We start from the raw sequence: 26807 nt of genomic DNA, 5'->3' as shown, positions 1-26807 counted from the left end.
ATCAAATTAATGAAAAAGTGTTAAATTTAATATGGATAGGTGTTTTATATATGTCTCATTTGGCTAGGTCAGTTCAACCTTTACTTTCTTTAATTCACTTTTATCAGTCCTTCGTTCAAAGAATTGAGTGATTATGAAGAAAATAAGTCCAATCAATAGTAGTGACAGTGATTTGTGTACAAGAGACCAAACAAGGTCGTAATAAGTTGATATAAATAGTGCAATCCAGAACACTAAAGTCATTCTAAATAAAAATAAATCGTCTCTTCGTGAGAAGAAAAGAACAAGTACTGTTGTTATGATAAAAAACAAAAAGCTATAGATTATTTCCTGCCAAAGTAAATGATCTAAAAAGGTAAGAGCGTAGAAAAAGAGTAAGGCGTAAAACAAACTTATTCGTTTTAATGTAGCTTGCTTTCGAACAAAATAATAGATTATTGCATTGACTAGTGCAATACCTATGAATACAAATTCTAAATGGACCCACATTCCTAATTCATCTAATATTAGATTTATTAAACATCCGATGGTTGTAGTGTAGCTTAAGAATCTTATGTTTCCATCTTTCATGATAACTGTTACGACAATAGAAACGCTTAAAAAGAAAATCGTAATGGGTGCAGATAGGAAAAATGCTTCCAGTAGACCTGAGAAAAATCCGATAAACAGAAGCGTGTTTCGGACATATGGCCCAAGCTTTTTCACAAATAAACCTATAGAAATAAATAATAAACTTAAAACAACCGTAGCATAGAAGCTAGAGAATATTAGGAAGAGAACTCCTCCAAAGCTTATTGAAAACATGAAGGAACCAATGAGTGTAACAATCACGATTAACGTACCTTTAATTGCTTGACCTATAGGAGCTTCAGAATGCTTGGATGATAAATGCCTAGCCAACAATATTCCGCCGATAATTAAAGCGATAGAGGCAATTGAACCTAGTAATTGCAAGCCAAGATATCCAATTGATTCTCCGAATAAAAATGGAATTTCAATAATCTTTGTACAGACATAAATACTGACCATTGTGAAAAGAATAATGGAAAGATACTTATCAATTTTCTTTGATGCAAGATAAAAATAACAAACAGCAGCAAACAAAATATATAAGATATTCGTCCAGCCACTATATGGTTCATATAATTCGAAAATACTCATTCCGATTAACATAATATGTGTCATGGTATATGACATGTAGCGAATTGCTTTATTATCCAATACCGGAGTAAAAGTAAGGATAAAGAGAATGAGATTAAGTACTGCAATTACAAGATATATGAGCCACTCTTGAAAATCTGTGCGAACAATGAAATATGATGATGGATTCATATAGAACCAATAGGCGAGATGAAAAAGGATAAAGCTCATTATGGAAAAAGGAGCATAATTTGTGCTTATTGCAAGCAGTATAACTGGTATTAGCCAAACAAGAAATAGTACATAACTGTCGGCATGAGAATTATAAATTTGACCAATTAATGCAATAGATAAACCAAAGGTGATCGCACCACCCACTAAAAACCATTTTCCTAAAAATACTTGTTGTGAAAGTAGTTTTGTGGAAAGTACTGATAAGATATAAAACAAAATCATAGCCGCAACCGAAAGCGAAAGCTTTTCATACCGTGAAAATTCAGGCCAGTTAGCAGCAAAAAAGTAAAGAATTCCAGATAATATCAAAACTATCGAAGCGAAGTAACCAAAAGGAATCAACTTCTTCATATCATACTCCCCATTTCCTCAAGGAAAAATAAATATCCTACTCATACTATATGTGGTTAAGATGAATCGTTGTATTGATTATAATATATTTTGCCAGTTCTAATACCAATATTTAATGAACAAATTCATAAAAGCTTAGGGAAACCTAATCTTGAGGTGAATTACTTATGGAATTCTTTTCAGCAGAGTTTTTTTCAGCTCTACTTGCGATTATAGTAATTGATCTCGTTTTAGCTGGCGATAATGCGATTGTTATCGGTTTAGCGGCAAGAAATTTACCAAAGGAACAACAAAAGAAGGCAATCCTTTGGGGAACTGTTGGTGCAATTATTATCCGGGCTACAGCTACATTAGCTGTTGTTTGGCTCTTAGAGTTACCTGGTTTGCACCTAGTTGGCGGCATTCTTCTCATTTGGATTGCATATAAGCTTCTTGTTGATGACCAAGATGAACATGAAATAGAAGCCAAGGGTTCTTTTGCAGCCGCTGTTAGAACGATTATCGTAGCGGATGCTTTAATGGGACTCGATAATGTTCTAGGAGTAGCAGGTGCCGCTCATGGTAACTTTGTTTTGGTCATAACAGGGTTAATCATATCGGTTCCAATCATGGTTTGGGGAAGTACGCTTTTCATTAAATTAATTGACCGCTTTCCAATCATTGTTACAATAGGTGCAGCTATCCTTTCCTATACTGCAGCTAAAATGATTGTAGGAGAGCCAATTCTACAAGACTTCTTTGATAATCCTTGGTTTAGGTACACATTTGAGGCGATAATCATTATTGCGGTTGTACTAATTGGAACAAAGGTGAAGAAAACGAAATCACATTCAATTAAAGAAAAACAAAAAGCTTCTTAAAAAAGGCAGTCATTTGGCTGCCTTTTGATATTCATAAAATATTTAGTATAAATAATGGATAATAATGGATACTAAAAACGAGTTTTGTACATAAGCAGAAAGGAAGTATTATTATGAAAAGGATAATTTTTACCGGTTTAGCATTATTTCTAAGTTTTTTGTTAGTAGGTGAAATTCAAGTATCTGCTGAAATGGAGAACGTCGACCAAAAGCCAAAGGTAGAATTAACGGATCAGCAAAAGCAAGAGCTTGATAAGCTGTATCTTGATCTTCTTGATACAAAAAAGGAGATTATTAACAAATACGTTGAATATGGTGTCCTTACAAAAGAAAAAGCGGATAAAAAACTAAACTGGTTAGACGAACATTATCAAAAGATCAAAGAACACGGATACATTCCAATGCATCATCATAAAAAGCACAAAGATGATGACGATAGAAATGATAATGACAAAAATTAATAATAATAAGCTAGGTAAAACATGTTCTGTTTTGTCTAGCTTTTTTTATTAAATTCAAATAATCATTTTCTCATTTGGTATCACATCCTCATATTTAGGCATCCTTTTTTATTTATTCCAATAGGAATAGTATAATAAAAACATTAAATACTTAAGGGTATTTGCAAAAGGAGAGGTGAAAATGCCCATTTCATTTATTAAAACAGAAAAACAAGAACGATTATATAAGCTGGTGAGTGAATTAGCAGAAAGGTTTAATGAAAGAGCAGCTGAGTATGATGAAACAGGCGAGTTCCCTCTATTAAATATAGAGGAACTAAGAAATACTGGATATACTAGCCTTTCCGTTCCTAAGGAATATGGTGGGAAAGAGGGGCTTTCCTTATATGACCTTGTTTTACTTCAAGAAAGACTTGCAGTAGGTGATGGCTCTACCGCATTATCAATTGGCTGGCATTTAGGGGCAACTATGGATTTATTTGATAAAAAGCGTTGGAAGGAAGAAAAACGATCATTTTATGCAAAAGAGGTCTTACAAGGTGCTCTTTATAATCGAGCGGCAACTGAACCTCAAACGGGTAGTCCAACGAGGGGAGGTAAACCTCAAACAACTGCTAAAAAAGAAGGGGATAAGTGGGTCCTCTCTGGAAGAAAATCTTTTACGACTATGTCTCCAGTCCTCGATTATTTTGGGGTAATTGCCTCAATAGATGGAACGGACCAAATCGGGGAATTTTTAGTGAAAAGGTCTAAGCCCGGAGTAATGATCGAAGAAACCTGGAATACAATTTCCATGAGAGGTACAGGGAGTCACGATCTTGTCCTTACAAATGTTGTGTTGGAAGAAGATGATTTAGTTGAAATGGTGACACCTGAGCAAAAAGCAACTCCAAATGGTTCGCTACTTCATATACCGGCTTGCTACTTGGGAATTGCAATGGCGGCAAGAAACTATGCTGTGAAATTTGCAAACGAATATTCACCTAACAGTCTAAATGGACCGATTAAAACGATTCCAAATGTAAGGCGGAATGTGGGAGAAATGGAAGCAGAGCTTTTAAAGGCACGCCATATTCTATATGCAATTGCTGACAAATGGGATAAGACAGATGATCGAAGTCAGCTTGGTTCGGAGCTCGGACTTGCAAAATATATTGCTACAAATAGCGCTATTTCCGTTGTAGATAAAGCAATGCGGATTGTTGGGGCAAAGAGCCTTCAAAAGTCCAATCCGTTACAACGCTATTATAGAGATGTAAGAGCGGGACTCCATAATCCCCCAATGGATGACATGACAATCGCAAAATTAGCGGATCAAGCATTTAAAGAAATGGAAAATTAACTAAATCTAATTGAATGAGAAAGTAGTCGCTGTTCGCGGCTACTTTTTTTATTTTAATAGTAAAAAATATGTTGACTAGAATAATATTAATTTCTATAAATAGGTAATCAATTTCTTACTATCAAAACTCGTAAATGCCTATAGAGCCTTATATAATAAGAGTAACTAAGATAGTGATTATTTACGGAACCCTTTAAATCAAATAAATTGAGAGAGTAATATACATTCCTGTTAGGAGGGAAATAGTTTTGAAAAATAGTAAAAAGAAATTTTTAGGTTTGTCTTTAGCATTAATGCTAGGAGCAGGTGGACTAGCTGCATGTTCAAGCTCTGGTGCTTCTAACAACACAAATAAAGACGGTAAAACTAGTTTCACGATTATGGCAAACCTATACACACCAGAAGTTCCATCTGATAGGATCGAAAAGCTTCTAGAGGAAAAGACAGATGTTGATTTGACTATCCAGTGGACTCCAGATACGAGCTATGAAGAAAAGTTAAATACAGCATTTGCCACCGAAACACTGCCAGAGGCTGTTTTCCTAAAGAATCAAACAACATTCATCCAATTTAAGGAAGCAATCCGTGATGGACAGTTTTGGGAAATTGGCCCATATTTAGATGAGTTTCCAAATCTAAGTAAGTTAAATCAACAAATCCTAGAAAACACTGCTGTTGATGGTAAAATCTATTCGTTATACCAAGGTAGATCATTATCTCGCCAAGGTTTGATTTATAGAAAAGACTGGGCAGAAAAATTAGGCTTAGGAACCCCAGAAACAATAGATGATATTTATGAAATGGCTAGAGCATTTACGGAAGATGATCCAGATGGAAATGGTAAAAATGACACATTTGGAATAACAGACCGTGCTGACTTATCATATGGTGCGTTTAAAACTGTAGCATCTTGGTTCGGGACTCCAAACAACTGGGGTGAAAAGGATGGACAACTTCTCCCTGAGTTTATGTTTGATGAGTATAAACAAACGATGGACTTTATGAAAAAGCTACGTGATAACGGTTATATTAACCAAGACTTTCCAGTGACAAGTAAAGAAGATCAACAAGCATTCTTTAAAAACGGAACTGCTGGTATGTACATTGGATCAATGTCAGACGTAATTAGTATTGATAAAGATGCGAAACAACTTAATCCAGATGTTGAATTTGATGTTCATAATAAAATTGTAGGTCCTAATGGTGAATACGGTATCTGGGCAATCCCAGGTTACGGAAACGTTGTATTATTCCCGAAATCAGCTGTTAAAAGTGAAGAAGAATTAAAAGATATCCTTGGTTTCTTCGATAAATTAGTTACACCTGAAATTTCAAACTTGATATTCTGGGGAATTGAGGGAGAACACTATACCGTTCAAGATGGTGGAGCACTTAACTCAGAGGATACTGAATTAACAACAAGGGAAGTAAAACCATATCAGTCACTTGAAATTGGTGAACCAAAGACAAATGGAAGATATGAAGGAGTCCATACCCTTCCTGCTAAACAAAAGGCTGAAAAACTAATTGTAGATAATGAAAATTATTTAATTCATGACCCAACAATCCCACTTGATTCACCTACTTTTGCAGAAAGAGGAGAACTTCTGAATCAAAAAATGATAGATGCAACATATCAATATATTCTCGGTGATCTTGATGAGGCTGGATTTGAGAAAGCAATTGAAGATTGGAAAAAATCCGGTGGGGAAAATGTCATTAAAGAATTTAATGAAGCTTACCAGAATTTAAACAAGTAGTTTCAAAGTACAAAAGTGAGGGCTGAAATGATGCTTTCACTTTTTTTCATATTCATTTTGTGAAGGTTATTAAAATTTTGTAAATGTGATAATCATTTTCTAATAATCGCCAATGAAAGTGTTTACAAACCTTGATATTATAGGTATATGTGAGAATTTGATTATTCACATTATTAGGACATGGAGATAAATTTAAGGTGTACTAAAAAAATAAATAGGGGGAATTACCTTTGAAGAAAAGTAAGAAGTTTTTAGGCCTATCCCTTGCGTTGATGTTAGGGGTTGGCGGATTAGCTGCTTGTTCAAATGAAAGCGCTTCAGGAGACAAGGGTTCTGATAAGCCAAAAGAATCCAATGAGAAAGTTAGCTTTACACTTATGGCTAACCTTCACACACCAGAAGTTCCATCCGACAAAATTGAGAAGTTGTTAGAGGAAAAAACGGGTGTGGATCTTACTATCCAGTGGACTCCTGATACAAGTTATGAGGAAAAACTGAACACAGCGTTTGCAACAGAAACTTTACCAGAAGCTGTATTCTTGAAAAACCAAACAACTTTTATTCAATTTAAGGAAGCAATCCGTGATGGTCAGTTCTGGGAAATCGGTCCATATTTAGACGAGTTTCCAAATTTAAGTAAATTAAATGAACAAATCTTAGCTAATACAGCTGTAGATGGAAAGATTTATTCAATCTATCAAGGAAGACCATTATCTCGCCAAGGTTTAATTTATAGAAGCGACTGGGCTAAGAAGTTAGGTCTAGGAACTCCTGAAACAACTGAGGATATTTATGAAATGGCTAAAGCATTTACTGAAAAAGATCCAGATGGCAATGGTAAGGATGATACATTTGGTTTAACTGACCGTAGTGATTTAGTATATGGAGCATTTAAAACTGTTTCTTCTTGGTTTGGAACTCCGAATGAGTGGGGAGAAAAGGATGGAGAACTTCTTCCTGAATTTATGTTTGACGAGTATATGCAAACAATGGATTTCTTTAAAGACCTTCGTGACAATGGATATATTAATCAAGACTTCCCAGTAACAAGTAAAGAAGATCAACAAGCATTCTTCAAAAACGGTACTGCAGGAATGTATATTGGTTCAATGGCTGACGTTGTAAGCCTTCACAAGGATGCAGTAGCCCTAAATCCCGACATTGAGTACGATGTTCATAATAACATTAAGGGTCCAAATGGAGAATTTGGTGTATGGGCAATCCCTGGTTACGGTAACGTTGTATTATTCCCTAAATCTGCTGTCGAATCAGAAGAAGAATTAAAAGGAATTTTAGGTTTCTTTGATAAATTAGCTACTCCTGAAATTGCGAACCTAATCTTCTGGGGTGTTGAAGGTGAACACTATGAAGTACAAGATGGTAGAGCTTTAGCATCTGAGGACCAAGATTTAACAAACCGTGAAGTAAAACCTTACCAAGCAATTGAAATTGGTGAGCCTAGTACAAACGGAAGATATGAAGGGGTATTTACATTACCTGCTAAGGAAAAAGCGGAAGAATTAATCATTGATAATGAAAATTACTTGATTCATAATCCAACAAATGCACTTGACTCTGCCACTTTTGCGGAAAAAGGAGAACTTCTTGCTCAAAAAATTACAGATGCAACGTATCAGTATATCTTAGGAGATCTTGATAAAGCGGGCTTTGAAAAGGCAGTCGAGGATTGGAAGAAGTCTGGCGGAGCCGATGTAATTAAAGAATTTAACGAGTCTTATAAGAAGTCTAAATAATACTTTAACTCTTACTACTAGCATAAAAGGCTGTCCATACAGCCTTTTATTTTATTACAACATCAAAATGAATAAATGGGTAATGGTAATACCTATTATTCTATTAATCTGTAGTTTAGGGAAGTGTACCATATGTTACGCATTGAAAAGGCGAGGAGATTAAATCAACAAGCGGTAATTTCCCTTGTGAATCATGCCATATACCAATTCGGAAATTCGATGTCTTTAATCTTTCTCAATATTTATTTATGGAGATTAACCAATAGTTTATTAATCAATGCAATCTTCAATTTAGTAGCAATTCTTGCCCAGGCAATGACAACATTCTCAATTGGTAAGTTTGCTAAAAGGAAGGGAAAACTACTCGCGTATCGATTAGGTATCTTTATAACTGCATTCTTTTATCTTTTTATATTACTAGCCCAAGAAGAAATCGTGACGTTTTATATCCTATTTGCAATCATGAAAGGCATTTCGCAGGCTTTATATTGGCTGGGATATTTTACGATTGTACATGAGGTTTCAACGGATGAAAATCGCCTCAGGGTATTAGGAATAAATACCATTGTTATGAATGGAACGAATCTTTCAGGACCGGCAATCGCAGGATTTATCATTGGCCTATATTCGGGATTCCAAGGTTATATGATTGTCTTTGGAGCGGCATTTGTAATGTTTGCAATTGCTGCATTGGGAAGCTTAAAAATGAAAAAAGAAGAAAATCATCATACATCCTATTATATGAAATACCTACCAATAATAATTAAAAGGGAACCAGGGTTTAAGAGATCATTATTTGGCTGGTTTATATTAGGTTTTCCACATGGGATATTATCATTTATTCCATCGATATTATTATATGAGATTTTCCTTCAGGAACAAACAGTAGCTAACTTAAACATTGTTTTCCTATCGTTATCAATAATAGCGAGTTATTTCATTTCTAGGTTTGCTCAAGCCGAAGGTACGGTAAAGTATTTACTTATTTCTGCAGTGGGCTTCACACTTTCAGCTATATTTTTACTAGCAGATTTATCGGCTTTAACGGTGATTTTGTTCATGTCTATTTATTCCATATTCAAGCCATTGCAAGGAAATGCATACGAAGCTTTTTACTATAATATGATTGGACATCTCCCTTTAAAGTCAAATTTTAGGACAGAAGCAGTTGTATTGAGGGAGACAATAATCAATTTAGGTAGAGGTTTTGGGATAATCATTTTCTTAATTTTTGTTAATGGCATTGAAGCAGATAGTATACCAATCGTTCTGTTTTCACTAGCGGTGTTCCAATGGTTTATCCCATATTTAGCTATAAATAAACAATCATTTTTAACAAAAAAGAGAAGTAGTCCGTATAATCATAATCTAAGATAAATCTTCAAAGTCTCATATACTCTCATTATCTACTGAGTATATGAAACTTTGATTATTTACGATATGAAGAAAGATTTAGAAAATACAGGTATAAGGTTTGTTTCAAATACGGTAACAATGAAATCTCCTAATGTATGATGTATTTGCATGACAAGCCTTTAAAGGCAAATGCATTCAAGATTACGATTATAAGATGAAAGGAAGATGAGGGTGAAGTCAGAAACAGTTGTTGAACAAAACAACCAAACGGAACTAGCATTGAATAAAACAAAGCAAGTTTCTAGTAACGATTTGCAAAGGAGCTTTAAGGCCGAATTAAAAAGGCGGATATTTAAGAATAAACTATTATACTTAATGATCCTACCAGGTGTATTATACCTTCTCATTTACAAATATGTCCCTATGCTCGGTCTCGTGATTTCATTCCAAGATTACAAACCATATCAGGGGATCCTTGGAAGTGATTGGGTCGGATTTGAACACTTTACTCGTCTCTTTACAGATTCAGACTTCTGGATGATTTTTAGAAATACACTTGTACTTTTTGGATTGCATATTTTTATAGCGTTTCCAATTCCGATTATTTTGGCATTAATGTTAAACGAAGTCAAAAATCTTTTCTTTAAAAGAACGATACAGTCTCTTATCTATATTCCACACTTTATGAGTTGGGTAATTATTGTATCAATTAGCTTTGTGCTTTTGACAATGGATGGCGGACTAATAAACGAATTATTAGTAAGTTTAGGATTGGATAAGGTTAACTTCTTAATGAACTCTGATTGGTTCAGACCAGTTTATATCATACAAGTTGTGTGGCAAAGTGCAGGTTGGGGCACCATCATTTACTTAGCTGCAATCTCTGGGGTAGATCCAGGTTTATATGAAGCAGCAAAAATGGATGGGGCAAGTAAACTACGTCAAATTTGGCATATTACTTTACCTGCAATTCGCCCAGTTATTATTGTTCTTCTTATCCTAAAAATCGGTGACGTACTAGAGCTTGGTTTTGAACATGTATACCTATTATTAAATGCTTCAAACCGTAATGTTGCAGAAATTTTTGATACGTATGTATACACAACTGGATTATTACAAGGACAATACAGTTATAGTACAGCAGTTGGTTTGTTTAAAGGACTAGTTGGTTTGATTCTAGTTGTCTTTGCAAACAGAATGGCTAAGAAATTCGGAGAAGAAGGTATCTATTAAGACAAAAGGAGTGAGAGCATGGTTGGAGAAAAACAGATCGGAAGTCGTATCTTTCGATGGGGAAATTATTTACTACTTATAGTAATTGCACTAACAATGGTCCTGCCCTTTATACATGTAATTGCAGCGTCCTTTACAACAAGTGCGGAGTTAGCAGATAAACGTTTTGTCTTATTTCCAACTGTTTTTAGTTTAGATGCTTATAAGTATATTTTCTCAACTAATACAATATTTAAGGCATTGTTCGTTTCAATAGGCGTTACTCTTATCGGAACACTTTGGAGTATGTTCATTTCATTATTAACAGCTTACGGATTATCACGTAGAGATCTAGTCGGTAGAAGACAAATCTTGTTCCTATTCGTATTCACAATGTTATTTAGTGGTGGAATGATACCAACATTCTTAATTGTAAAAGAAACAGGTCTACTTGATAGTTATGCAGCATTAATTGTACCAGTTACAATCAATGTATTTAACATGATTATTTTACGAAGCTTCATCATGGGATTACCAGAAGGGTTAATAGAATCAGCTAAAATAGATGGTTGTAACGATTTTGGAGTACTATTTAGAATCGTAATGCCAATTTCAAAACCAGCTCTTGCAACTGTTTCTTTATTCTATGCTGTTGCATACTGGAACACATATATGCATGCAATCCTCTATATCAATGATGCAGCAAAATGGCCAATTCAAGTTTTATTAAGACAAATTGTAGTTCTTGCGAGTGGGCTTAGCTACGATAGCTCTGAATTTACAAATATTCCACCGCCAGACATTACAATCAAAATGGCAGTAATTGTTGTCGCTACAATACCTGTATTAATGGTTTACCCATTCCTACAGAAATACTTCACAAAGGGAGCTATGCTTGGCTCTATGAAGGAGTAGTCAATATAAACTAAATATAGAAGGTGAGCTACAGAGATGTATTATACCAATTCCTTTAACAAATTAGATTCTTTATTCAATGGATTCTTTGAATGGCTGGCGGGACAATACGATCCGGTCACAGGCGGTTTTTATTATGCAAAAAGTTCTGTTTCTGATAGCTCATTTACGCCTGATATCGAATCAACTGCCCAAGCATTAAACATCTTATCAAGAAATGAATTATTTACTAAAATGCCCGTAGAAGTACGGGCAAAATTTGTTTCTTTTTTCCAAGATAAACAAGACTCAGAATCAGGTTATTTTTTGGATGAAGATCCTAATATGAAGAATGATGAAGTAATGGTTAGCAGAGCCATCAATTATTCATTAAATTCTCTACATCGATTAGGCGGTAAGCCACTATATCCGTCACCCGTAGACCTCAATAAAGCACCAAACTATGTGTATTCCGAAGATGCATATCTAAATAAATGGAAAAGTATTAGTTTAGTGAATAGTTGGCGTGGCTGCGATTTATTAGCATCATCTTGCATGTATATTGGGCAAATGGATAAAGACAGGCAGGAAAAAATGATTAAAGTCGCTGCAAATTACTTAGAAAGCATACAAGATCCCGAGACAGGGCTATGGGGAGAAGGTAGCATGTATGTCCGCATCTCAGGGACATTTAAACTGCACACCTTCTATCATAAGTTTGGTTTACCTATGCCGAGAGTTGAAAAGATGTATCAAAGTATTCTTCGTTGTTTACGGACTGAGTTAGCAAAGGATATGTGCTACATTCGAAATCCTATTGATCTATTATCCTATATTAATCTTGATATACCCATTCATGAACTTGAGGAAATCATTCAAATCACAGTGGATAATATGGAAAAGCTTAAACGTCCGGATGGCGGGTTTTCAAGGGAAATTAAGAATTCACCAACTGCACCAAATATTGCCCAAGTAAAATCTGATGAGTATTATCCAGATATGCCTGTGGCGGTACATCTTGGTAAAGGATTATACGAAGGGGATATGAACGCTAGTACCCAAGCTACACTCATTCGTTTGCAATTGCACAAGTTAGTAGGGATAACGGCAGAACCAATTAAGGGTTCTGAGAATTTTTTTAACCTATTAATAAATAGATTACAAGTATAGCAATATTTGTTGGAGGTAATAGAATGGCGTTTTTAGACATCACACAATTAGGAGCGATTGGGGATAATCGTACAGATAACACGGAAATTATTGCTCAGGCAATTAATCAGTGTGCAGAAAACGGAGGGGGAACTGTTTTTGTACCATCTGGCAACTATTTGACCGGTCCAATTGTACTTAAAAGTAATATTACCCTTTATTTAGAAGCGGGAGCAACGATTACTTTTTCGGATGAATTTGATCGTTATCAGCCTGTCAAGACACGCTGGTCTGGCTATGAATGTTATGGGTATTCTCCACTAATTTACGGAGATAACCTTACGAATGTCGCCATAAAAGGAGAAGGTTCTTTTGACGGTCAGGGAAAAGCATGGTGGCTAATTAATAGACAGCTTCGTGTAGATAGTAAAGCATATTCTTCAAAAACAACAGAAAAAATCGCTCAACTAAATCAGAACTTTATGGAACCTATTGAGACGAATCTCGTAGAATGGGATTCTCAATTCCTACGTCCACCTTTACTACAATTGATGAACAGTAAACATGTCACAATTGAAGGTGTCACTTTAAAAAATTCACCTTTTTGGAATACACACCTCGTATATTGCGATCATGTAACCGTTCATAATGTGACATTTGAAAATCCCGCTGATACACCAAATGGTGACGGCTTTGACATTGATTCTTGTACAAATGTACGTGTTGGAGATTGTCATTTTGCCGTAGGAGATGATTGCCTTGTCATAAAATCTGGCATTAATGAGGATGGACGAAGAGTGGGTAAGCCGACCGAAAATGTGGTTGTAACCAATTGTACTATGCACCATGGACATGGTGGAATTGTCCTTGGTAGTGAAATGTCTGGCGGTATCCAAAATGTGACGATATCTAACTGTACGTTTATTGGAACAGATCGTGGAGTACGGATTAAAACAAACCGAGAACGCGGCGGATACGTGAAAAATATCCTTGTGAACAATATTTATATGGAGGATGTATTCTGTCCAATTGCGATTAATTCATTCTATCGCCATGGTGTAAATGAAAACGATCCAACAGTAAATAGCCCTGAGGCACAGCCAATCACTGAAAAGACACCAGAAATCGAACATATCCAAATTAGTCATATCACTGCTAGAAACTGCCGAGCAGCTGCTGGTTTTATATATGGGCTTCCGGAAAGACCAATTAACGATATTTCAATCTCTCATTCTACCATCGAAATGACGATGGACCCAAATGAAGAGGGCGGAGAGCCAGATATGGTTCAAGAGGAATTAATAATGGTTGGAGCAGGAATTTTTGGAAAATACATTTCAAATTTAGATATCCATCATGTTCGTGTAGAAACGCGTCAAGGTACTGGTCTTCAAATTGAAGATAGTCAGCATGTGAACATCGACCATTTTACTATGAGAAAACAGCATGACTCCTCCCCAGCAGTTATATTAAAACGAGTTGAACATAAAAATGTAGAGGGATATGCTTCACAAATGGCAAATAAAAACTATTTACAAATAGATGAGCAGAGCAATTTATTAAAACAGGATCTATAAAACATGTAGGTTAATTTGATTGGGGGGATTTACATGTGGGTAACCCATCCATTTTTGGATGAATTATATCAAGACACTGTTAAAAGTGATAGAAAAACTTATGATGAAAAATGGCAAACAGTATTAAAAGAAAAATTTCATGAACGAATCGGTACTTTTAAAAATGACGAGCCTCTTCAGCCTACTTTGGTCGAGCAAAAGCAATATGAGCACTATACAAGGTATAGTGCTGAGATTACAACTCTACCAAATGTTAGGATGCAGATGTATGTGTTGGTACCAAATAATATTCACGGAAAAAAAGCTCCAGCAATACTTGCCTTACATGGTCACGGATATGGAAACAAAGATATTGTGGGGCTAGACCCATCTGGAAATGATCGAAAAGGGGAACCAGGATTACATAAGGATTTTGCGGTGGAACTTGTCAAACGGGGATTTATTGTGGTGGCTCCAGAATTAATTGGTTTTGGGGAACGAACCTATTCAAATGATGACCGTACGAACCCTTCTGATAATTCTTGTTATTCACTGGCGAGTCAGTTATTGCTTTATGGAAAGACACTTGCAGGACTTCGTGTTTTTGAATGTCAAAAAGTTTTAGATTTCATGGAGGGGTTAGAAGAAATCGACTCAAACCGCATTGGTTGTATGGGAATTTCGGGAGGCGGACTTGTTGCCGCCTACACCTCTATTTTCGATCAACGAATCACTGCAACTGTTATTTCCTGTTATGCGAATACATTTAAAGGTAGTATCATACACAGAAGGCACTGTCTAGATAATTATGTACCAGGCATCTTGCAAGACGCGGAAATGCCTGAGTTAATTTCATTAATTGTTCCACGACCACTCTTTATTGAAGCAGGAAAACAAGATCATCTCTTTCCAATTAAAGAAACTGAAAAAGCAATTAAGGAGATTAAAAGAATCTATACAGAACGTAAAAGTGAACACTTAGTAGAATCACATCTTTTTGACGGTGGACATGAGATATGTGGAGATCAATCGTTTGAATGGCTTTGTTCTACCTTGGATGTTAGGTAACAATAAATCCAAATATTAGCATGGAGATGATTGTTTACATGACGGAAGCAAAAAAAAGTGTTGTTGATCGGAAGGTTTGGCAAGCAGATTTAGAGAATGGTTTTTATCAAAATCCGATTTTACATGCAGATTATTCAGACCCTGATGTTGTACGAGTAGGAAAAGATTATTATATGGTTTCTTCAAGCTTTCATATGTCACCAAGTTTACCGGTCTTACATTCTACTGATCTTGTAAATTGGAAGATTATTAATCATGTGGCACAAACATTTCCTTACGCTAGTTACGATAAACCACGACATGGGGAGGGTGTATGGGCTCCTAGTATTCGCTTTCACGACGGAAAATTCTGGGTGTTTTTTAGTGCACCTGATGAAGGCATATTTATGAGTACGGCAGTAGACCCAGCGGGGGAATGGACACCATTACACTTAGTTAAAGAAGTCAAGGGATGGATTGATCCATGCCCATTCTGGGACGATGATGGTCAGGCATATTTGGTCAATGCTTTTGCAAAAAGCAGAACTGGTTTCAAAAGCATTCTCCATGTAAGTCGGATGAAACCAGATGGAACAGAGCTTTTAGATGAGGGTATTCATGTATTTGATGGAACACAGCATCATCCAACAATCGAAGGTCCTAAATTTTACAAGCGAAATGGCTATTATTATATTTTTGCTCCAGCAGGTGGGGTTCCAACCGGATGGCAAACAATACTGCGCTCAAGCAATATCTTTGGCCCATACGAGGATAAGATTGTTCTACATCAAGGGAAGACGAATATTAATGGTCCTCATCAAGGAGGTTGGGTTGAGACTGAAACTGGTGAATCATGGTTTCTCCACTTTCAAGATAAGGAAGCATACGGTCGTATTGTTCATCTTCAACCAATGTATTGGGAAAATGATTGGCCAGTAATGGGGCAAAATCAAAATGAGGCAGGAATCGGAGAGCCTGTGATTCAATGGGAAAAACCAAAAGCACAAGCATCTTCAGAGGTTGTTGTTCCCGACATGAGTGATGATTTTACTTCGAATAAATTAGGGCTTCAGTGGCAATGGCAAGCAAATCGTAAATCCCATTGGTACAATATAAAAGACCAAATGTTGAGGCTATATGCTGTTGGCCAGTCTGGGGAAACCAATCTTTATCATATTCCAAATGTTATGACACAGAAATTCCCGGCAGAAGTTTTTAAAGTAACAACAAAACTGACTTTTTCTCCTGAATCCCCTGAAGATCACTGTGGTTTGCTTGTACTAGGAGAACAGTATGCTTCAATTGAAGTGAGGCAACTAGATGGTCAACTTGGTGTTTTTTATGTCAGGGGAAATGAAAAAAATCTTCAAAACGAACAATGTATCGGCGAAATCAAAGGAAATAAACTTTTTTTACAAGTAGAAGTCAATGAAGGTGCGATTTGTAGATTTAGCTTTAGTGAGGATGGGATCAGTTTTGCACAGGCAGAAGACATCTTTGAAGCTACACCAGGAAAATGGGTTGGTGCTCAAATCGGAATTTATTGTTATAACGACAACCATGAGTATAGCAAAGGATACGCAGATTTCGACTATTTTTCAGTTCACAATTAAAAGGGCATTTAATGCCCTTTTATTGTTTTGAAGAAAGGGGAGAACAAATTGTCTACATTTAAAAATCCAATTATTCCAGGATTCTATCCAGATCCGTCTATTTGTCGAGTAGATGATGATTATTACTTAGTCACATCTACATTTGAGTACTTTCCTGGTATACCCATCTTTCATAGCAAGGATTTGGTAAACTGGAGGCAAATCGGGCATGTGCTTACCAGACCAAGTCAATTGAATCTTGATGGAACACCTAATTCAAAGGGAATATATGCAGCAACCATACGTTACCACGAGGGTGTCTTCTATGTCATTACAACCTTTGTAGAAAGTCAAACAGGTGCTAGAAGAAACTTTTTTGTAACAGCTGATAAACCTGAAGGCTCTTGGTCTAATCCATATTGGCTAGAGGACTGTCCTGGCATTGATACATCATTGTTTTTTGATGATGATGGAAAAGTATATGTGACAGCAAATCGACGACCTCCAGGAGGGCAGCTTTATCCAAAACATATGGAAATCTGGTTGCAGGAACTAGATTTAGAGACGAAGCAATTGATCGGGGAGAAATACAGTCTTTGGGATGGGGCTTTAAAGAATGTTCATGCCCAGGAAGCACCACATATATATAAGGTCAATGGCATGTATTATTTAATCATTGCAGAAGGTGGCACTGGTTTTACTCATTCCATTACAGTTGCACGGAGCGAATCCGTTACCGGCCCGTATGAAGGTGCTAAAATGAATCCCATATTGACACATCGGCATTTAGGAAGAGAATACCCGATTTCAAATGTAGGTCACGGTGATATTATTGATACAAACAATGGTGAATGGTGGATGGTTTGTTTAGGTTCACGTCCATACGGTGGTGAATATCGAAACCTAGGTAGGGAGTCCTTCCTCGTTCCACTTAAATGGGAAGAAGGGTGGCCTGTCGTCAATCCAGGAAAAGGCATTATTGAAATGGAAGGAATCAAGCCTAATATCGAGGAGAAAAGATGGCCAACCATACCAGCTTGTGACCATTTTGATTTACCGGAACTACAGATGCAGTGGAATTTCATCCGAACACCAAGAGGTGATTTTTGGTCATTAACGGAACGCCCAGGTTATTTGCGGTTACGATTGAAGGCTGAAACGATCACAGAAACCGTCAATCCTGCCTTTGTTGGTCTTAGACAGCGCCATATAAATTTTGCAGCTCGAACAAAAATGGAATTCTCACCAAACAATAAGTATGAGGCAGCAGGACTTGTATTGTTACAAAACTCGGACTTTCATTATCGAGTAGAATACACACAATCTGAGATCAAATTGATAAAGAGAGAAGCGGGACAAGAAGAAATTATTGCGTCATGTCCTTACCAACAAAATGAAGTTTATTTAAAAGTTGAGGCATATGGTCAGTCCTATCATTTTTATGTAGCAAAAGAGCCTGAACAGTGGCAAGTCTTAAAAGAAGATGTGGATGGAAGAATATTAAGCACAGATGTTGCAGGCGGCTTTACAGGTGCTTATTTAGGAATGTATGCAAGTTCAAATGGCACTGAGTCGTTACGCCATGCTGATTTCGATTATTTTGAGTACATCGGATTAGATGATTGATGAAAAAATAAGCTCCCGATTTGGGAGCTTATTTTGGTAACCATTTATCATTCGTATGGAAAATAGTCCCTAAAGAGTATTTTGAAACTTCCTCTTCACTTAATGATTTTGCCCAGCTAACTCTGTGTGGGGAATCACTTCCAGGTCCTGTACTATTCCATTCGGAATACCGAGCTGTATTTTCATTGTCTTCATTTCGCCAATTATCCCATCCAAGGGGATGAATATGCTGACCCATCCATGTATTGATAAAGACTGTATGGGCAAATGGTCGCCAAGGGCGTCCTAAGTATACTTCAGAGACACCCTTTGCTCCAGTTAGTTTGCAATTTTTGAAAACATACCCATATTCATTTTCCCTAGGAGTTGACGCAGCGGTAATATAGCCTTTGCGAAGACTATGAATCGTACAATCCTCAAAAACAGCGACAGCAGAGCCAAAAATGAAATCTACATGTCCTTCAATATAGCACTCTGAGAAGTATTGTCTTCCCTTAGATGTGTAAAGAGTATCCTGATTTGCTAATAACCTAACATGGTTAAATGTACATTTATCACCAGCTACATAAAGTGCAAGTGCCTGGCCGATATCCTCACCATAACCGGCAACATTTTGAATTGTAAGATGTTTCAATTGGAATAAATCTGCAAACGCTTGGAAAGTAGCTGTTTCAAATGTCCCAATTTCATTCCCATCTGCGTTTTTCATTCTGGCAAATTTACTACCTGAAATAATCGTTTCGTATTCTCCAGCCCCAATGATGGTAATATTGGGTTTATTTTCAGGTACAGTTATGATTTCTTCGTATATACCTTTGTTTACATAAATGGTTACTGGTTCCAGAGGAAAGACCCGAACCGCATCAATCGCGGCTTGAATCGTGGAATAATCACCATCTCCCTGTTGAGAAACTACTAGTTTTTGCATGAACACAATTCCTTTCTTAGGTAGCTCTTATTGACTCACGATATTTACCAGGTGTCGTTCCTTCAATTTTCTTAAAGGAGCGAATAAAGTTTTGGGAGTTATTAAAGTTAAGTTTATCTGAAATTTCTTTCACGGAAATATCAGTTTCAGCAAGCCATTTTTTTGCCATATTAATTCGATACATGGATAAATATTCACTAAATGAAATGTTCATTTCTTTCCTAAAAATACTGCTTAAATAATTCGGATTGTAATGTAACCTATTTGCAATCATATCTAGTGTAATATTGGATTCAAATTCCTCATGAATGATATGAACAATGTTTTCTGAAATAGTTTTGTACTGGGATTCAGCACGGTCATCAATTTTTTGAAGAAGGGGATCAATGATGACTGTGATAAACCAGTCCTTTACTTCTTCTCTAGACTTCAGTTCATAGATTTTTTCAAATATTGAACGATTGTCTTCTAAATCTAATACATTGATTGCCAATGTGTGCATAAGTTCAATTAAATCACTTAATAATCTTACTAATGAAATTTGGTATTGAATATGATTCAGATCCTCAGAGAAAATTTCATCAATTAGCTCATTGAGTAAACGATAGACTTTCTCTTTGTCGTTCACTTTGATCGAGTCGAATAGTTCAGTTTCAAGTCGTTTAGGGAAGTAGGTATGCAAACCTTTTCCGATTTCAAGGTTTTCAAAGAAAATAATCGATTCAGTACCATATTTTAGAGTGTATTTGAGAGCTTCTAGGCTCTCCTTATAACCATTTCTCGTCTCAAGAACATTTATGAATGGTTCACTTATCCCAATACTTACAGGGACACTGTATTCCTCTTTTATTTTTTTCTGAATTTGTTCAGCAAGATCATTTACATATTGATTAAACTCATCCTTCGATTCTATGTTGCTTAATAGGAGGGTAACTTGAGTTTGTTTATTAACTATTGGCAGCATTCGCTCATCACTCGGAATCATTTCTTCAACCAGTCCATTAATAACAAATAATAGAACATCTTCTTCTTTTGGCTTATAAGAAGTCCCATCAAGACTGTCGATTTGAACTGTTAGGACACTGATCCATTTATAATCTAAGTTATAGCCAAAATATTTCATTCGACCTTCTAACTCTTCATCAGTAACATTTCCAGTTAAGAGTCGGTGCATGAAAAATTGTTTGAGTTGATTAATTTGGTTTGATAATGATTTTTCTAGGATATCATTTTGTTTCATCATGTCTTTTACATGGTTTTCTATAAAGACAAATTCATTCATATCTTTTCGTTCTTCTTTATTGGTTAATGAGTGTAAAATTACATTCTGTAATTGTTTAATAGGTTGATAGATTATTCTACTACCAAATAAAGCTAGTAATAATGAAACGCCAGCAATTAATAAGGTGATGGCAAGTGTTAGCCATCCGATGGATCTTGATTGAGCTGTTAGTTCACCAAGTTCAACGACAGAAACATAAGTCCAACCATTATAGAACGATTTTCGATAGGTAAAAAGATAGTCTGTACTATCGGATGCAATCGTAAATTGCCCAGTGTCTTCTTCAAGTGATGTATTTTCAGACAATACATCACTATATTCAAAAGCTTGTCCTACATTATTTGTATCGCTTTGTAAGACAACGGTTCCATTTTTGTCTAGAATATAAAAAGTTTCTAAAGAGTTGTCCTTCTTTAAAATATCGCGAAAACTGCATGTCGGTATATTCGCAATAATCATCCCTGTTTTGTTTGAAGAAATTGCAGGTATTTTCTTAATTAGGTTCAAATTATAGCCGCAAGCACGGGAAGCAGCTTGTTTGTACAAAGGTTCCTTCGATTTTTTTTCTAAAAGCCAGACAGAGCTTGTCTTTAGTGAAAGATAACGATCGGAGATTTCGTTCAGCTGTCCCTCAGATAATCGTTGTAGTCCATAATTATTAACGAGCCAATTATTTTGAAGACTAATCAGAGCAACATCAGTGAGACGTGTATCGAATGTTTGCTGATGACTAAGATCGTCTCTTAACTGGTTATACAACTGGAATTGTCTTGTAGTAAGTGGTTCTCTTAATGATTCTATAATTTTTGATGAAGATGCTAACTGTGTCAGGGATTGGTCCACTGACTTAATAACCTGCTCGACATTTGTTTGGATTTGGTCCACACTATGTTCTTTTTCTTTTGCAACATAATTCTCCACAACAGAGGTTGAGCGAAGGAATGAAAATATTCCGACAATAATGACGGGAATAATGGCCAAAATACTTACAAATAAAATCATCCTATGGAAGAAGCTTCCGGGTAGCTTAAGTTTCATGTAATCACTCCAAATCTATTCAAATGTGAGGGGATGATTATTAAGTTTGTAACATCCCTGTAATATTCGAATGTCTATTAATTATAAATGTAAGCGTGCATAATTTGAATAATCATTTTGTTACATTGTGTTCATATTATTAGAACATTCCTAATGAATTCAAGGGTATACTGGCCTATTTAAAAGTAAATTAAATGATTATAGTTATTATTATAATAGTATCCTATCATAAAGGCAGGAGAGTTGTTATCGTTTTCAAATTTTACCTATTTCAATGTGAGAAAGGATGAATATTCTTGAATAAGACGATAGTTGAAAAATCACCTTTATATTTTGCACAAAAAATGTGTGACACTTTGATGACAAAGTTTACTCCAGAGGAGCTTCCACCTGGAGGACGTTGGCACTATCACCAAGGCGTATTTTTATGTGGAATGGATCTAGTTTACAACAAAACAGGTGTAGACAAATATTTTAATTACTTAAAGGCATATGTTGATCACAATATCGATGAAAATGGAAACTTATTATTTGCTAGAGATGAGTTAGATTCAATTCAAGCAGGACTGTTATTATTCCCATTATATAAAGCTACTGGATTAAAAAAATATGAAATAGCAGCACGACGCTTACGCAATATTTTTACAACTTTAAATCTTACAAGCGAAGGCGGATTCTGGCATAAGGATAAATACCCGTACCAAATGTGGCTAGATGGCTTATACATGGGTGGACCATTTGCGTTACATTATGCCAATGATTTCAATGAGCCAAATTTAATCGAGATGGTCATTCATCAGGAAAACTTAATGCGAAAGCATACAAAGAGTGAAGCGACCGGTTTATATCATCACGGTTGGGACGAAAAGGCGGTACAGCCATGGGCTCGTCCTGATGGTAAAGCTCCAGAGATTTGGGGGCGCGCTCTTGGTTGGTATGGATTAGCAGTCATAGACATGATTGATATTTTACCAGAGGGCCATCCACATAAGAAAGAGTGGATTGCATTCATTCGAGATTATGTTCGTGATGTCGTCAAATATCAGGATGAAAAGACTGGCCTATGGTACCAAGTTGTGGACAAGGGAGACATTGAAGATAACTGGCTTGAGACATCTGCTTCCAGTCTATTCGTTTATGTCATTGCCAAAGCTGTTTCTAAGAAATATGTAGGCGAGGAATTTGAAAAATATGCAACAAAGGCATATGAGGGACTGCTCAAGTATAAAGTTCAAGAAACTGAAGAAGGCACTCTTATTATAGATGATATTGTAATCGGTACTTCAATTGGAGTATATGACTATTATATTAATCGTGAGCGCAGCCATAACGACTTACATGGTGCAGGTGCTTTTATTATGGCAAGTATGGAGATGGAGAAATTGCTTGCTGAACATCCGGGGGTAAAATAATCAATGAAAAAATATGCAGTATGTGGATTAAGTAACAGAGCACTAAAAATGTTTATTCCACCATTAGTTGAAAAGTTTGCAAAACAAAGCGAGATTGTTGGTTTGCTAGACAGCGATGAATACCGTCTTGAAATATGCAAGGAGAAATTTTCTGTATTAGCTCAAACACCGACATATCTTCCAAATCAGATTGATCAAATGATCGAGGAAACTAAACCGGATTGTATCATTGTTGTAAGCCGTGATAACACACATATCGATTACATTTTAAAAGCACTTGAACATGATGTTGATGTCATCACAGAAAAACCAATGGTTACAACCGCTAAAGATGCTAACAGGGTCATTGAAGCAGAACAACATAGTAAAGGTAAAGTGACTGTGGCATTTAATTATCGCTATAGTCCGTACCATCGAAAAATCAAGGAACTCGTTTTAGAAGGTAAAATAGGGAGAGTGACTTCGGTTGACTTGAATTGGTATATCGACACATACCACGGGGCGAGCTATTTCAAACGCTGGAATCGGAAAAGGGAACTTTCTGGTGGACTTTCAATCCATAAATCAACACATCATTTTGATCTTGTAAATTGGTGGATTGATCAATATCCAGAAGAGGTTTTTGCACATGGAGCCTTACATTATTATGGGCCAAATGGAGAGCTCAACCCAGACCCAAGTACTGATAACAGATATTGTGGTACATGCGATGTAAAAGATAATTGTGATTATTACTTAAGATGGAATCCTCGTGAATTTTCTGAAGTAATTGAAGATGATCACTTAAACATGGGCGATAAAAAAGAAAACAAATATACGGATTATCGACCGGATGCATGTATCTTTGACTCCGAGATAAACATAGAAGATACGTATACAGCTAGTGTAAAATACAACAAAGGTGCTCTATTAAGCTATTCTATTAATTTCTCTACACCATTTGAGGGCTATCGCTTAGCTATCAATGGTACTAAGGGAAGAATTGAAACTCAAGAATTTCATGCACCAAGTCGGGTACCTTTCGAAGTGCCTGAGCAAACAATTGATTACTATCCTTTATTTGGTTCAAAAGAAATTATTCATGTTGTCCAAACAGCTGGGGGTCATGGCGGTGGAGATCCTGTGTTAATTCATGATCTTTATCAAGGCATTGATCCAAGACGCCAATATGAAATACTTGCAGGTGCGGAAGCTGGAGCTTACTCAATCGCACTTGGAGAAGCGGTTTGGAAATCAGTCGAAGAGAAGAAACCAATTTCGATTAAAGAATTACTTAAAAGTTATCAAGGACAACTATCGGAATAAGTGTAACAATAAGTCGACAAGTCAGAAGCATAGAAGGTCAAGGAACTCGTCGCTTGAGGAACGGTACGAGGCAACAACATTATTCTTTCTTGTTGCCTTGTACTGAGGAATATACATCCTTGAATTAACTTGTATACGAAGCACACATACAAGGACCTTGTTCTATCTTTGTAATAAACTGCCGAGATTCGCAGTTTATCATTTGATGACTTTTTGAACTTCCTTAATAAACAAAAATAGAAAGGGGAAAGACATATGCTAGGAGGATTGGACAGTCCATTTTACCGTTGGTGTGGGGCTATATCACGTTTGATTTATTTAAATATGCTATGGCTTCTATTTACAATAATGGGACTAGTTGTTGCAGGATTTGTACCCGCAACTGTAGCGCTTTTTGCAGTAACTCGAAAGTGGATCATGGGAGATGAAGATATCCCTGTCTTTTCAACATTTTGGAGTGTATATAAGAAAGAATTCTTAAAATCCAACCTCCTAGGGCTTACCCTGTTCATAGCTGGATATATCTTATATGTTGATCTTGTATTTCTTCCAACCACAAGCATGTTTTTTATTGTGGTAAGGTACGCACTAATTGCAATTTGTTCAGTTTACATCGTAATTCTACTATATATTTTCCCAATCTACGTACATTTTAATGGGAATATAAAATCGTATATAAAAAATGCCGTCATGTACGGTCTATCCTACCCACTCGTTACTTTTGCGATGGTATTAGGGATTTTCATACTTTATATGGGATTTACTTATGTCCCATCTCTTATACCTTTTCTAAGTGTAAGTATACTAGCCTATTTTATTATGTGGCTAGCGCTGAAAGTATTTGCAAGAATTGAAGAAAAAGTAAATGGGAAAGACGAAGTAAAATCAAATGAGAGAGAACCAAGTTTTAGTAAATAGACAAATTGAAGGTGTTTCAATGAAAAACATTCATATATATATTGCCGGAGATTCGACAGTATCTGATTGCCCACCGAACGAAGAACCGCGTGCAGGATGGGGACAGGTAATCAACCAATATTTTAAAGAAAATGTTATCATTCACAATTTCGCAATTGGCGGTCGAAGTTCAAAAAGTTTTATAGATGAAAAGAGGTTAGAATCAATACTAAATGAAATTCAACCGAATGATTACCTCTTTATTCAATTTGGTCATAACGATCAAAAACAGGACCATCGTAGAACAGAACCATATTCAACCTATCAAGAATATTTGAGCAAATATATCGAAGGCGCTAGAGCAAAAGAGGCAATCCCGATTTTAGTAACTTCGATGCATCGAAGAACCTTCGATGAAAACGGAAAAATAATGAATAGTTTAGGAGAGTATCCGGAAGCGATGGTCGCCCTAGCAAAAGAAAAACAAGTGAGTATCATCGATTTATGGAGTGATTCGAAGAATTTATATGAATCTTTAGGTCCTGAAGAATGTAAAAATCTTTTTATTTGGTTTGAGCCGGGTGAACATCGAAACTACCCTGATGGAATTAGTGATGATACGCATTTTCGAGAGGATGGGGCAAATAAAATTGCCGAAATTATTGCCAAAGAAATTAAAAAAACAATCCCAGATTTAGCGTTATATCTTAAGGATTAAAGTGAGGTGTACATGTGATTAATCTAGGTATTCGCGCCCATGATGTGAAGGCTAGCTCTTTAGATGAACTTGTGCAAACAGTAAAAGATAAAGGGTTATCTTCTGTACAATTGGCCTTAGCAAAATCATTTCCACAACTAAATACGAGTTTAGGAAGTCTTTCACCGGGTTTTGCAAAGTATATAGGTAATGCTTTTCAACAAATGAACATCCAAATCGGAGTATTAGGCTGCTATATTAATATGATTCACCCAGATCAACAAGAACGTCAAAAAGCATTAGACCGTTTCAAGGAGCATATCCGTTATGCAAGAGATTTTGGCTGTAGTGTTGTTGGAACGGAAACAGGAAATGTCCATGCTAAAATGGGATTTACTGTAGATAATTTTCGAGAGAAACCTTTTTTAGATGTTGTAGATAGTGTGAAAGAACTTGTAAATGAAGCAGAAAAATTTGGAGTTATTGTGGGAATAGAAGCGGGAGTTAACCATCCTGTTTACAATCCAATGCTTTTAAAAAGGTTATTGGATGAAGTAAATTCAAATAATTTACAAATTATCTTTGACCCGGTAAATTTGTTAACTGTTGAAAATTACATTTATCAAGATGAAATTTTCAAAGAGGCAATCGAACTATTTGGAGATCGTATAATCATTGTTCATTGTAAAGACTTTGTTATTGAGAATGGCAAGTTAAAGTTTGCTCCTCCTGGTAAAGGGCTATTAAACTACGATTTAGTCATGGAACTGATTAAGCATAGAAAACCTTATATCCAATTTCTACTAGAAAGTACAACCGAACCTTTTATAGATGATAGTATTGCATTTTTACAAGAAAAATACGAAAATGCTTAGTATGGGATAATACGTAGTATATTCCTCTTATACACATCA

The 26807-nt window shown here is 36.0% G+C and carries 21 protein-coding genes; 18 read left to right on the top strand and 3 right to left on the bottom strand.

Features of this window, described 5'->3' with window-relative positions; all coding sequences use genetic code 11:
• Window positions 1-63 precede the first annotated feature (63 nt).
• Window positions 64-1725, bottom strand: a complete 1662-nt coding sequence (locus ACR65M_RS14660) for a DUF2157 domain-containing protein (RefSeq protein WP_440273673.1) — start codon at window positions 1723-1725, stop codon at window positions 64-66.
• A gap of 167 nt (window positions 1726-1892) precedes the next feature.
• Between ACR65M_RS14660 and ACR65M_RS14655 the strand changes: the two genes are divergently transcribed.
• The 13 genes from ACR65M_RS14655 to ACR65M_RS14595 all read left to right on the top strand — a co-directional run bounded on the left by ACR65M_RS14655 (window position 1893) and on the right by ACR65M_RS14595 (window position 18334).
• Window positions 1893-2585 (top strand): YjbE family putative metal transport protein, encoded by a 693-nt coding sequence (locus ACR65M_RS14655; protein WP_121447079.1) that lies wholly within the window; start codon window positions 1893-1895, stop codon window positions 2583-2585.
• Window positions 2586-2698: 113 nt separating this feature from the next.
• The gene (locus ACR65M_RS14650) at window positions 2699-3046 is read left to right on the top strand and encodes a DUF2680 domain-containing protein (RefSeq protein WP_121447078.1); all 348 of its coding nucleotides are present in this window, start codon (window positions 2699-2701) and stop codon (window positions 3044-3046) included.
• Between the two features lie 181 nt (window positions 3047-3227).
• A complete protein-coding gene (locus ACR65M_RS14645) occupies window positions 3228-4388 on the top strand; it encodes an acyl-CoA dehydrogenase family protein (protein ID WP_440273672.1) in 1161 nt (386 codons plus the stop codon).
• A 293-nt stretch (window positions 4389-4681) separates the two neighbouring features.
• Window positions 4682-6148 (top strand): extracellular solute-binding protein, encoded by a 1467-nt coding sequence (locus ACR65M_RS14640; protein WP_341333569.1) that lies wholly within the window; start codon window positions 4682-4684, stop codon window positions 6146-6148.
• 272 nt (window positions 6149-6420) lie between these two features.
• The gene (locus ACR65M_RS14635) at window positions 6421-7902 is read left to right on the top strand and encodes an extracellular solute-binding protein (RefSeq protein WP_341333568.1); all 1482 of its coding nucleotides are present in this window, start codon (window positions 6421-6423) and stop codon (window positions 7900-7902) included.
• A gap of 132 nt (window positions 7903-8034) precedes the next feature.
• Window positions 8035-9279 carry an MFS transporter gene (locus ACR65M_RS14630; protein ID WP_440273671.1) on the top strand — a complete coding sequence of 415 codons (1245 nt, stop codon included), beginning with the start codon at window positions 8035-8037 and terminating at the stop codon, window positions 9277-9279.
• A 291-nt stretch (window positions 9280-9570) separates the two neighbouring features.
• Window positions 9571-10491 (top strand): ABC transporter permease, encoded by a 921-nt coding sequence (locus ACR65M_RS14625; RefSeq protein ID WP_440273675.1) that lies wholly within the window; start codon window positions 9571-9573, stop codon window positions 10489-10491.
• Between the two features lie 18 nt (window positions 10492-10509).
• On the top strand, window positions 10510-11385 hold the full coding sequence (locus ACR65M_RS14620) for a carbohydrate ABC transporter permease (protein ID WP_341332474.1): 876 nt from the start codon (window positions 10510-10512) through the stop codon (window positions 11383-11385).
• 36 nt (window positions 11386-11421) lie between these two features.
• Window positions 11422-12534, top strand: a complete 1113-nt coding sequence (locus ACR65M_RS14615; RefSeq protein WP_341332473.1) for a prenyltransferase/squalene oxidase repeat-containing protein — start codon at window positions 11422-11424, stop codon at window positions 12532-12534.
• Window positions 12535-12557: 23 nt separating this feature from the next.
• Window positions 12558-14090: a glycoside hydrolase family 28 protein gene (locus tag ACR65M_RS14610; RefSeq protein WP_440273670.1), complete on the top strand. Its 1533-nt coding sequence runs from the start codon at window positions 12558-12560 to the stop codon at window positions 14088-14090.
• A gap of 33 nt (window positions 14091-14123) precedes the next feature.
• Window positions 14124-15137: an alpha/beta hydrolase family protein gene (locus tag ACR65M_RS14605; protein WP_341332471.1), complete on the top strand. Its 1014-nt coding sequence runs from the start codon at window positions 14124-14126 to the stop codon at window positions 15135-15137.
• A gap of 38 nt (window positions 15138-15175) precedes the next feature.
• The gene (locus ACR65M_RS14600; RefSeq protein WP_440273669.1) at window positions 15176-16729 is read left to right on the top strand and encodes a glycoside hydrolase family 43 protein; all 1554 of its coding nucleotides are present in this window, start codon (window positions 15176-15178) and stop codon (window positions 16727-16729) included.
• Window positions 16730-16777: 48 nt separating this feature from the next.
• A complete protein-coding gene (locus ACR65M_RS14595) occupies window positions 16778-18334 on the top strand; it encodes a glycoside hydrolase family 43 protein (protein ID WP_440273668.1) in 1557 nt (518 codons plus the stop codon).
• Between the two features lie 28 nt (window positions 18335-18362).
• Here the strand turns inward: ACR65M_RS14595 and ACR65M_RS14590 are convergent, their stop codons facing one another.
• Together ACR65M_RS14590 and ACR65M_RS14585 are read right to left on the bottom strand one after the other, a co-directional pair.
• Window positions 18363-19262, bottom strand: coding sequence for a pectinesterase family protein (locus ACR65M_RS14590; protein ID WP_440273667.1), 900 nt, complete (start codon window positions 19260-19262; stop codon window positions 18363-18365).
• Window positions 19263-19278: 16 nt separating this feature from the next.
• On the bottom strand, window positions 19279-21582 hold the full coding sequence (locus ACR65M_RS14585; protein WP_341332467.1) for a helix-turn-helix domain-containing protein: 2304 nt from the start codon (window positions 21580-21582) through the stop codon (window positions 19279-19281).
• Window positions 21583-21878: 296 nt separating this feature from the next.
• On the opposite strand from ACR65M_RS14585, the gene ACR65M_RS14580 reads away from it, so the two are divergent.
• From ACR65M_RS14580 to ACR65M_RS14560, 5 genes are all read left to right on the top strand, one after another.
• Window positions 21879-22994 carry a glycoside hydrolase family 88/105 protein gene (locus ACR65M_RS14580; RefSeq protein WP_440273666.1) on the top strand — a complete coding sequence of 372 codons (1116 nt, stop codon included), beginning with the start codon at window positions 21879-21881 and terminating at the stop codon, window positions 22992-22994.
• A 3-nt stretch (window positions 22995-22997) separates the two neighbouring features.
• Window positions 22998-24299 carry a Gfo/Idh/MocA family protein gene (locus tag ACR65M_RS14575; protein WP_440273665.1) on the top strand — a complete coding sequence of 434 codons (1302 nt, stop codon included), beginning with the start codon at window positions 22998-23000 and terminating at the stop codon, window positions 24297-24299.
• 255 nt (window positions 24300-24554) lie between these two features.
• Complete coding sequence (locus ACR65M_RS14570) at window positions 24555-25217, top strand: YesL family protein (protein ID WP_341332464.1); 663 nt, start codon at window positions 24555-24557, stop codon at window positions 25215-25217.
• Window positions 25189-25914, top strand: coding sequence for a rhamnogalacturonan acetylesterase (locus ACR65M_RS14565; RefSeq protein WP_341332463.1), 726 nt, complete (start codon window positions 25189-25191; stop codon window positions 25912-25914). The genes ACR65M_RS14570 and ACR65M_RS14565 overlap by 29 nt, the downstream gene beginning before the upstream one ends.
• A 17-nt stretch (window positions 25915-25931) precedes the next feature.
• Window positions 25932-26768 (top strand): sugar phosphate isomerase/epimerase family protein, encoded by an 837-nt coding sequence (locus ACR65M_RS14560; RefSeq protein WP_440273674.1) that lies wholly within the window; start codon window positions 25932-25934, stop codon window positions 26766-26768.
• The last annotated feature ends 39 nt before the right edge of the window (window positions 26769-26807 follow it).

Source organism: Ferdinandcohnia sp. SAFN-114 (assembly GCF_059415045.1).
This window is presented reverse-complemented; position numbering and strand designations above follow the sequence as displayed.

Bases quoted from the DNA above. Each gene is read 5' to 3' on its own strand.
- ACR65M_RS14565 (WP_341332463.1), top strand. From the start codon at position 25,189: ATGAGAGAGAACCAAGTTTTAGTAAATAGACAAATTGAAGGTGTTTCA.
- ACR65M_RS14570 (WP_341332464.1), top strand. From the start codon at position 24,555: ATGCTAGGAGGATTGGACAGTCCATTTTACCGTTGGTGTGGGGCTATA.
- ACR65M_RS14575 (WP_440273665.1), top strand. From the start codon at position 22,998: ATGAAAAAATATGCAGTATGTGGATTAAGTAACAGAGCACTAAAAATG.
- ACR65M_RS14620 (WP_341332474.1), top strand. From the start codon at position 10,510: ATGGTTGGAGAAAAACAGATCGGAAGTCGTATCTTTCGATGGGGAAAT.
- ACR65M_RS14605 (WP_341332471.1), top strand. From the start codon at position 14,124: ATGTGGGTAACCCATCCATTTTTGGATGAATTATATCAAGACACTGTT.
- ACR65M_RS14585 (WP_341332467.1), bottom strand. From the start codon at position 21,582: ATGAAACTTAAGCTACCCGGAAGCTTCTTCCATAGGATGATTTTATTT.
- ACR65M_RS14600 (WP_440273669.1), top strand. From the start codon at position 15,176: ATGACGGAAGCAAAAAAAAGTGTTGTTGATCGGAAGGTTTGGCAAGCA.
- ACR65M_RS14630 (WP_440273671.1), top strand. From the start codon at position 8,035: ATGTTACGCATTGAAAAGGCGAGGAGATTAAATCAACAAGCGGTAATT.
- ACR65M_RS14610 (WP_440273670.1), top strand. From the start codon at position 12,558: ATGGCGTTTTTAGACATCACACAATTAGGAGCGATTGGGGATAATCGT.
- ACR65M_RS14640 (WP_341333569.1), top strand. From the start codon at position 4,682: ATGCTAGGAGCAGGTGGACTAGCTGCATGTTCAAGCTCTGGTGCTTCT.
- ACR65M_RS14645 (WP_440273672.1), top strand. From the start codon at position 3,228: ATGCCCATTTCATTTATTAAAACAGAAAAACAAGAACGATTATATAAG.
- ACR65M_RS14650 (WP_121447078.1), top strand. From the start codon at position 2,699: ATGAAAAGGATAATTTTTACCGGTTTAGCATTATTTCTAAGTTTTTTG.
- ACR65M_RS14590 (WP_440273667.1), bottom strand. From the start codon at position 19,262: ATGCAAAAACTAGTAGTTTCTCAACAGGGAGATGGTGATTATTCCACG.
- ACR65M_RS14660 (WP_440273673.1), bottom strand. From the start codon at position 1,725: ATGAAGAAGTTGATTCCTTTTGGTTACTTCGCTTCGATAGTTTTGATA.
- ACR65M_RS14655 (WP_121447079.1), top strand. From the start codon at position 1,893: ATGGAATTCTTTTCAGCAGAGTTTTTTTCAGCTCTACTTGCGATTATA.
- ACR65M_RS14615 (WP_341332473.1), top strand. From the start codon at position 11,422: ATGTATTATACCAATTCCTTTAACAAATTAGATTCTTTATTCAATGGA.
- ACR65M_RS14635 (WP_341333568.1), top strand. From the start codon at position 6,421: ATGTTAGGGGTTGGCGGATTAGCTGCTTGTTCAAATGAAAGCGCTTCA.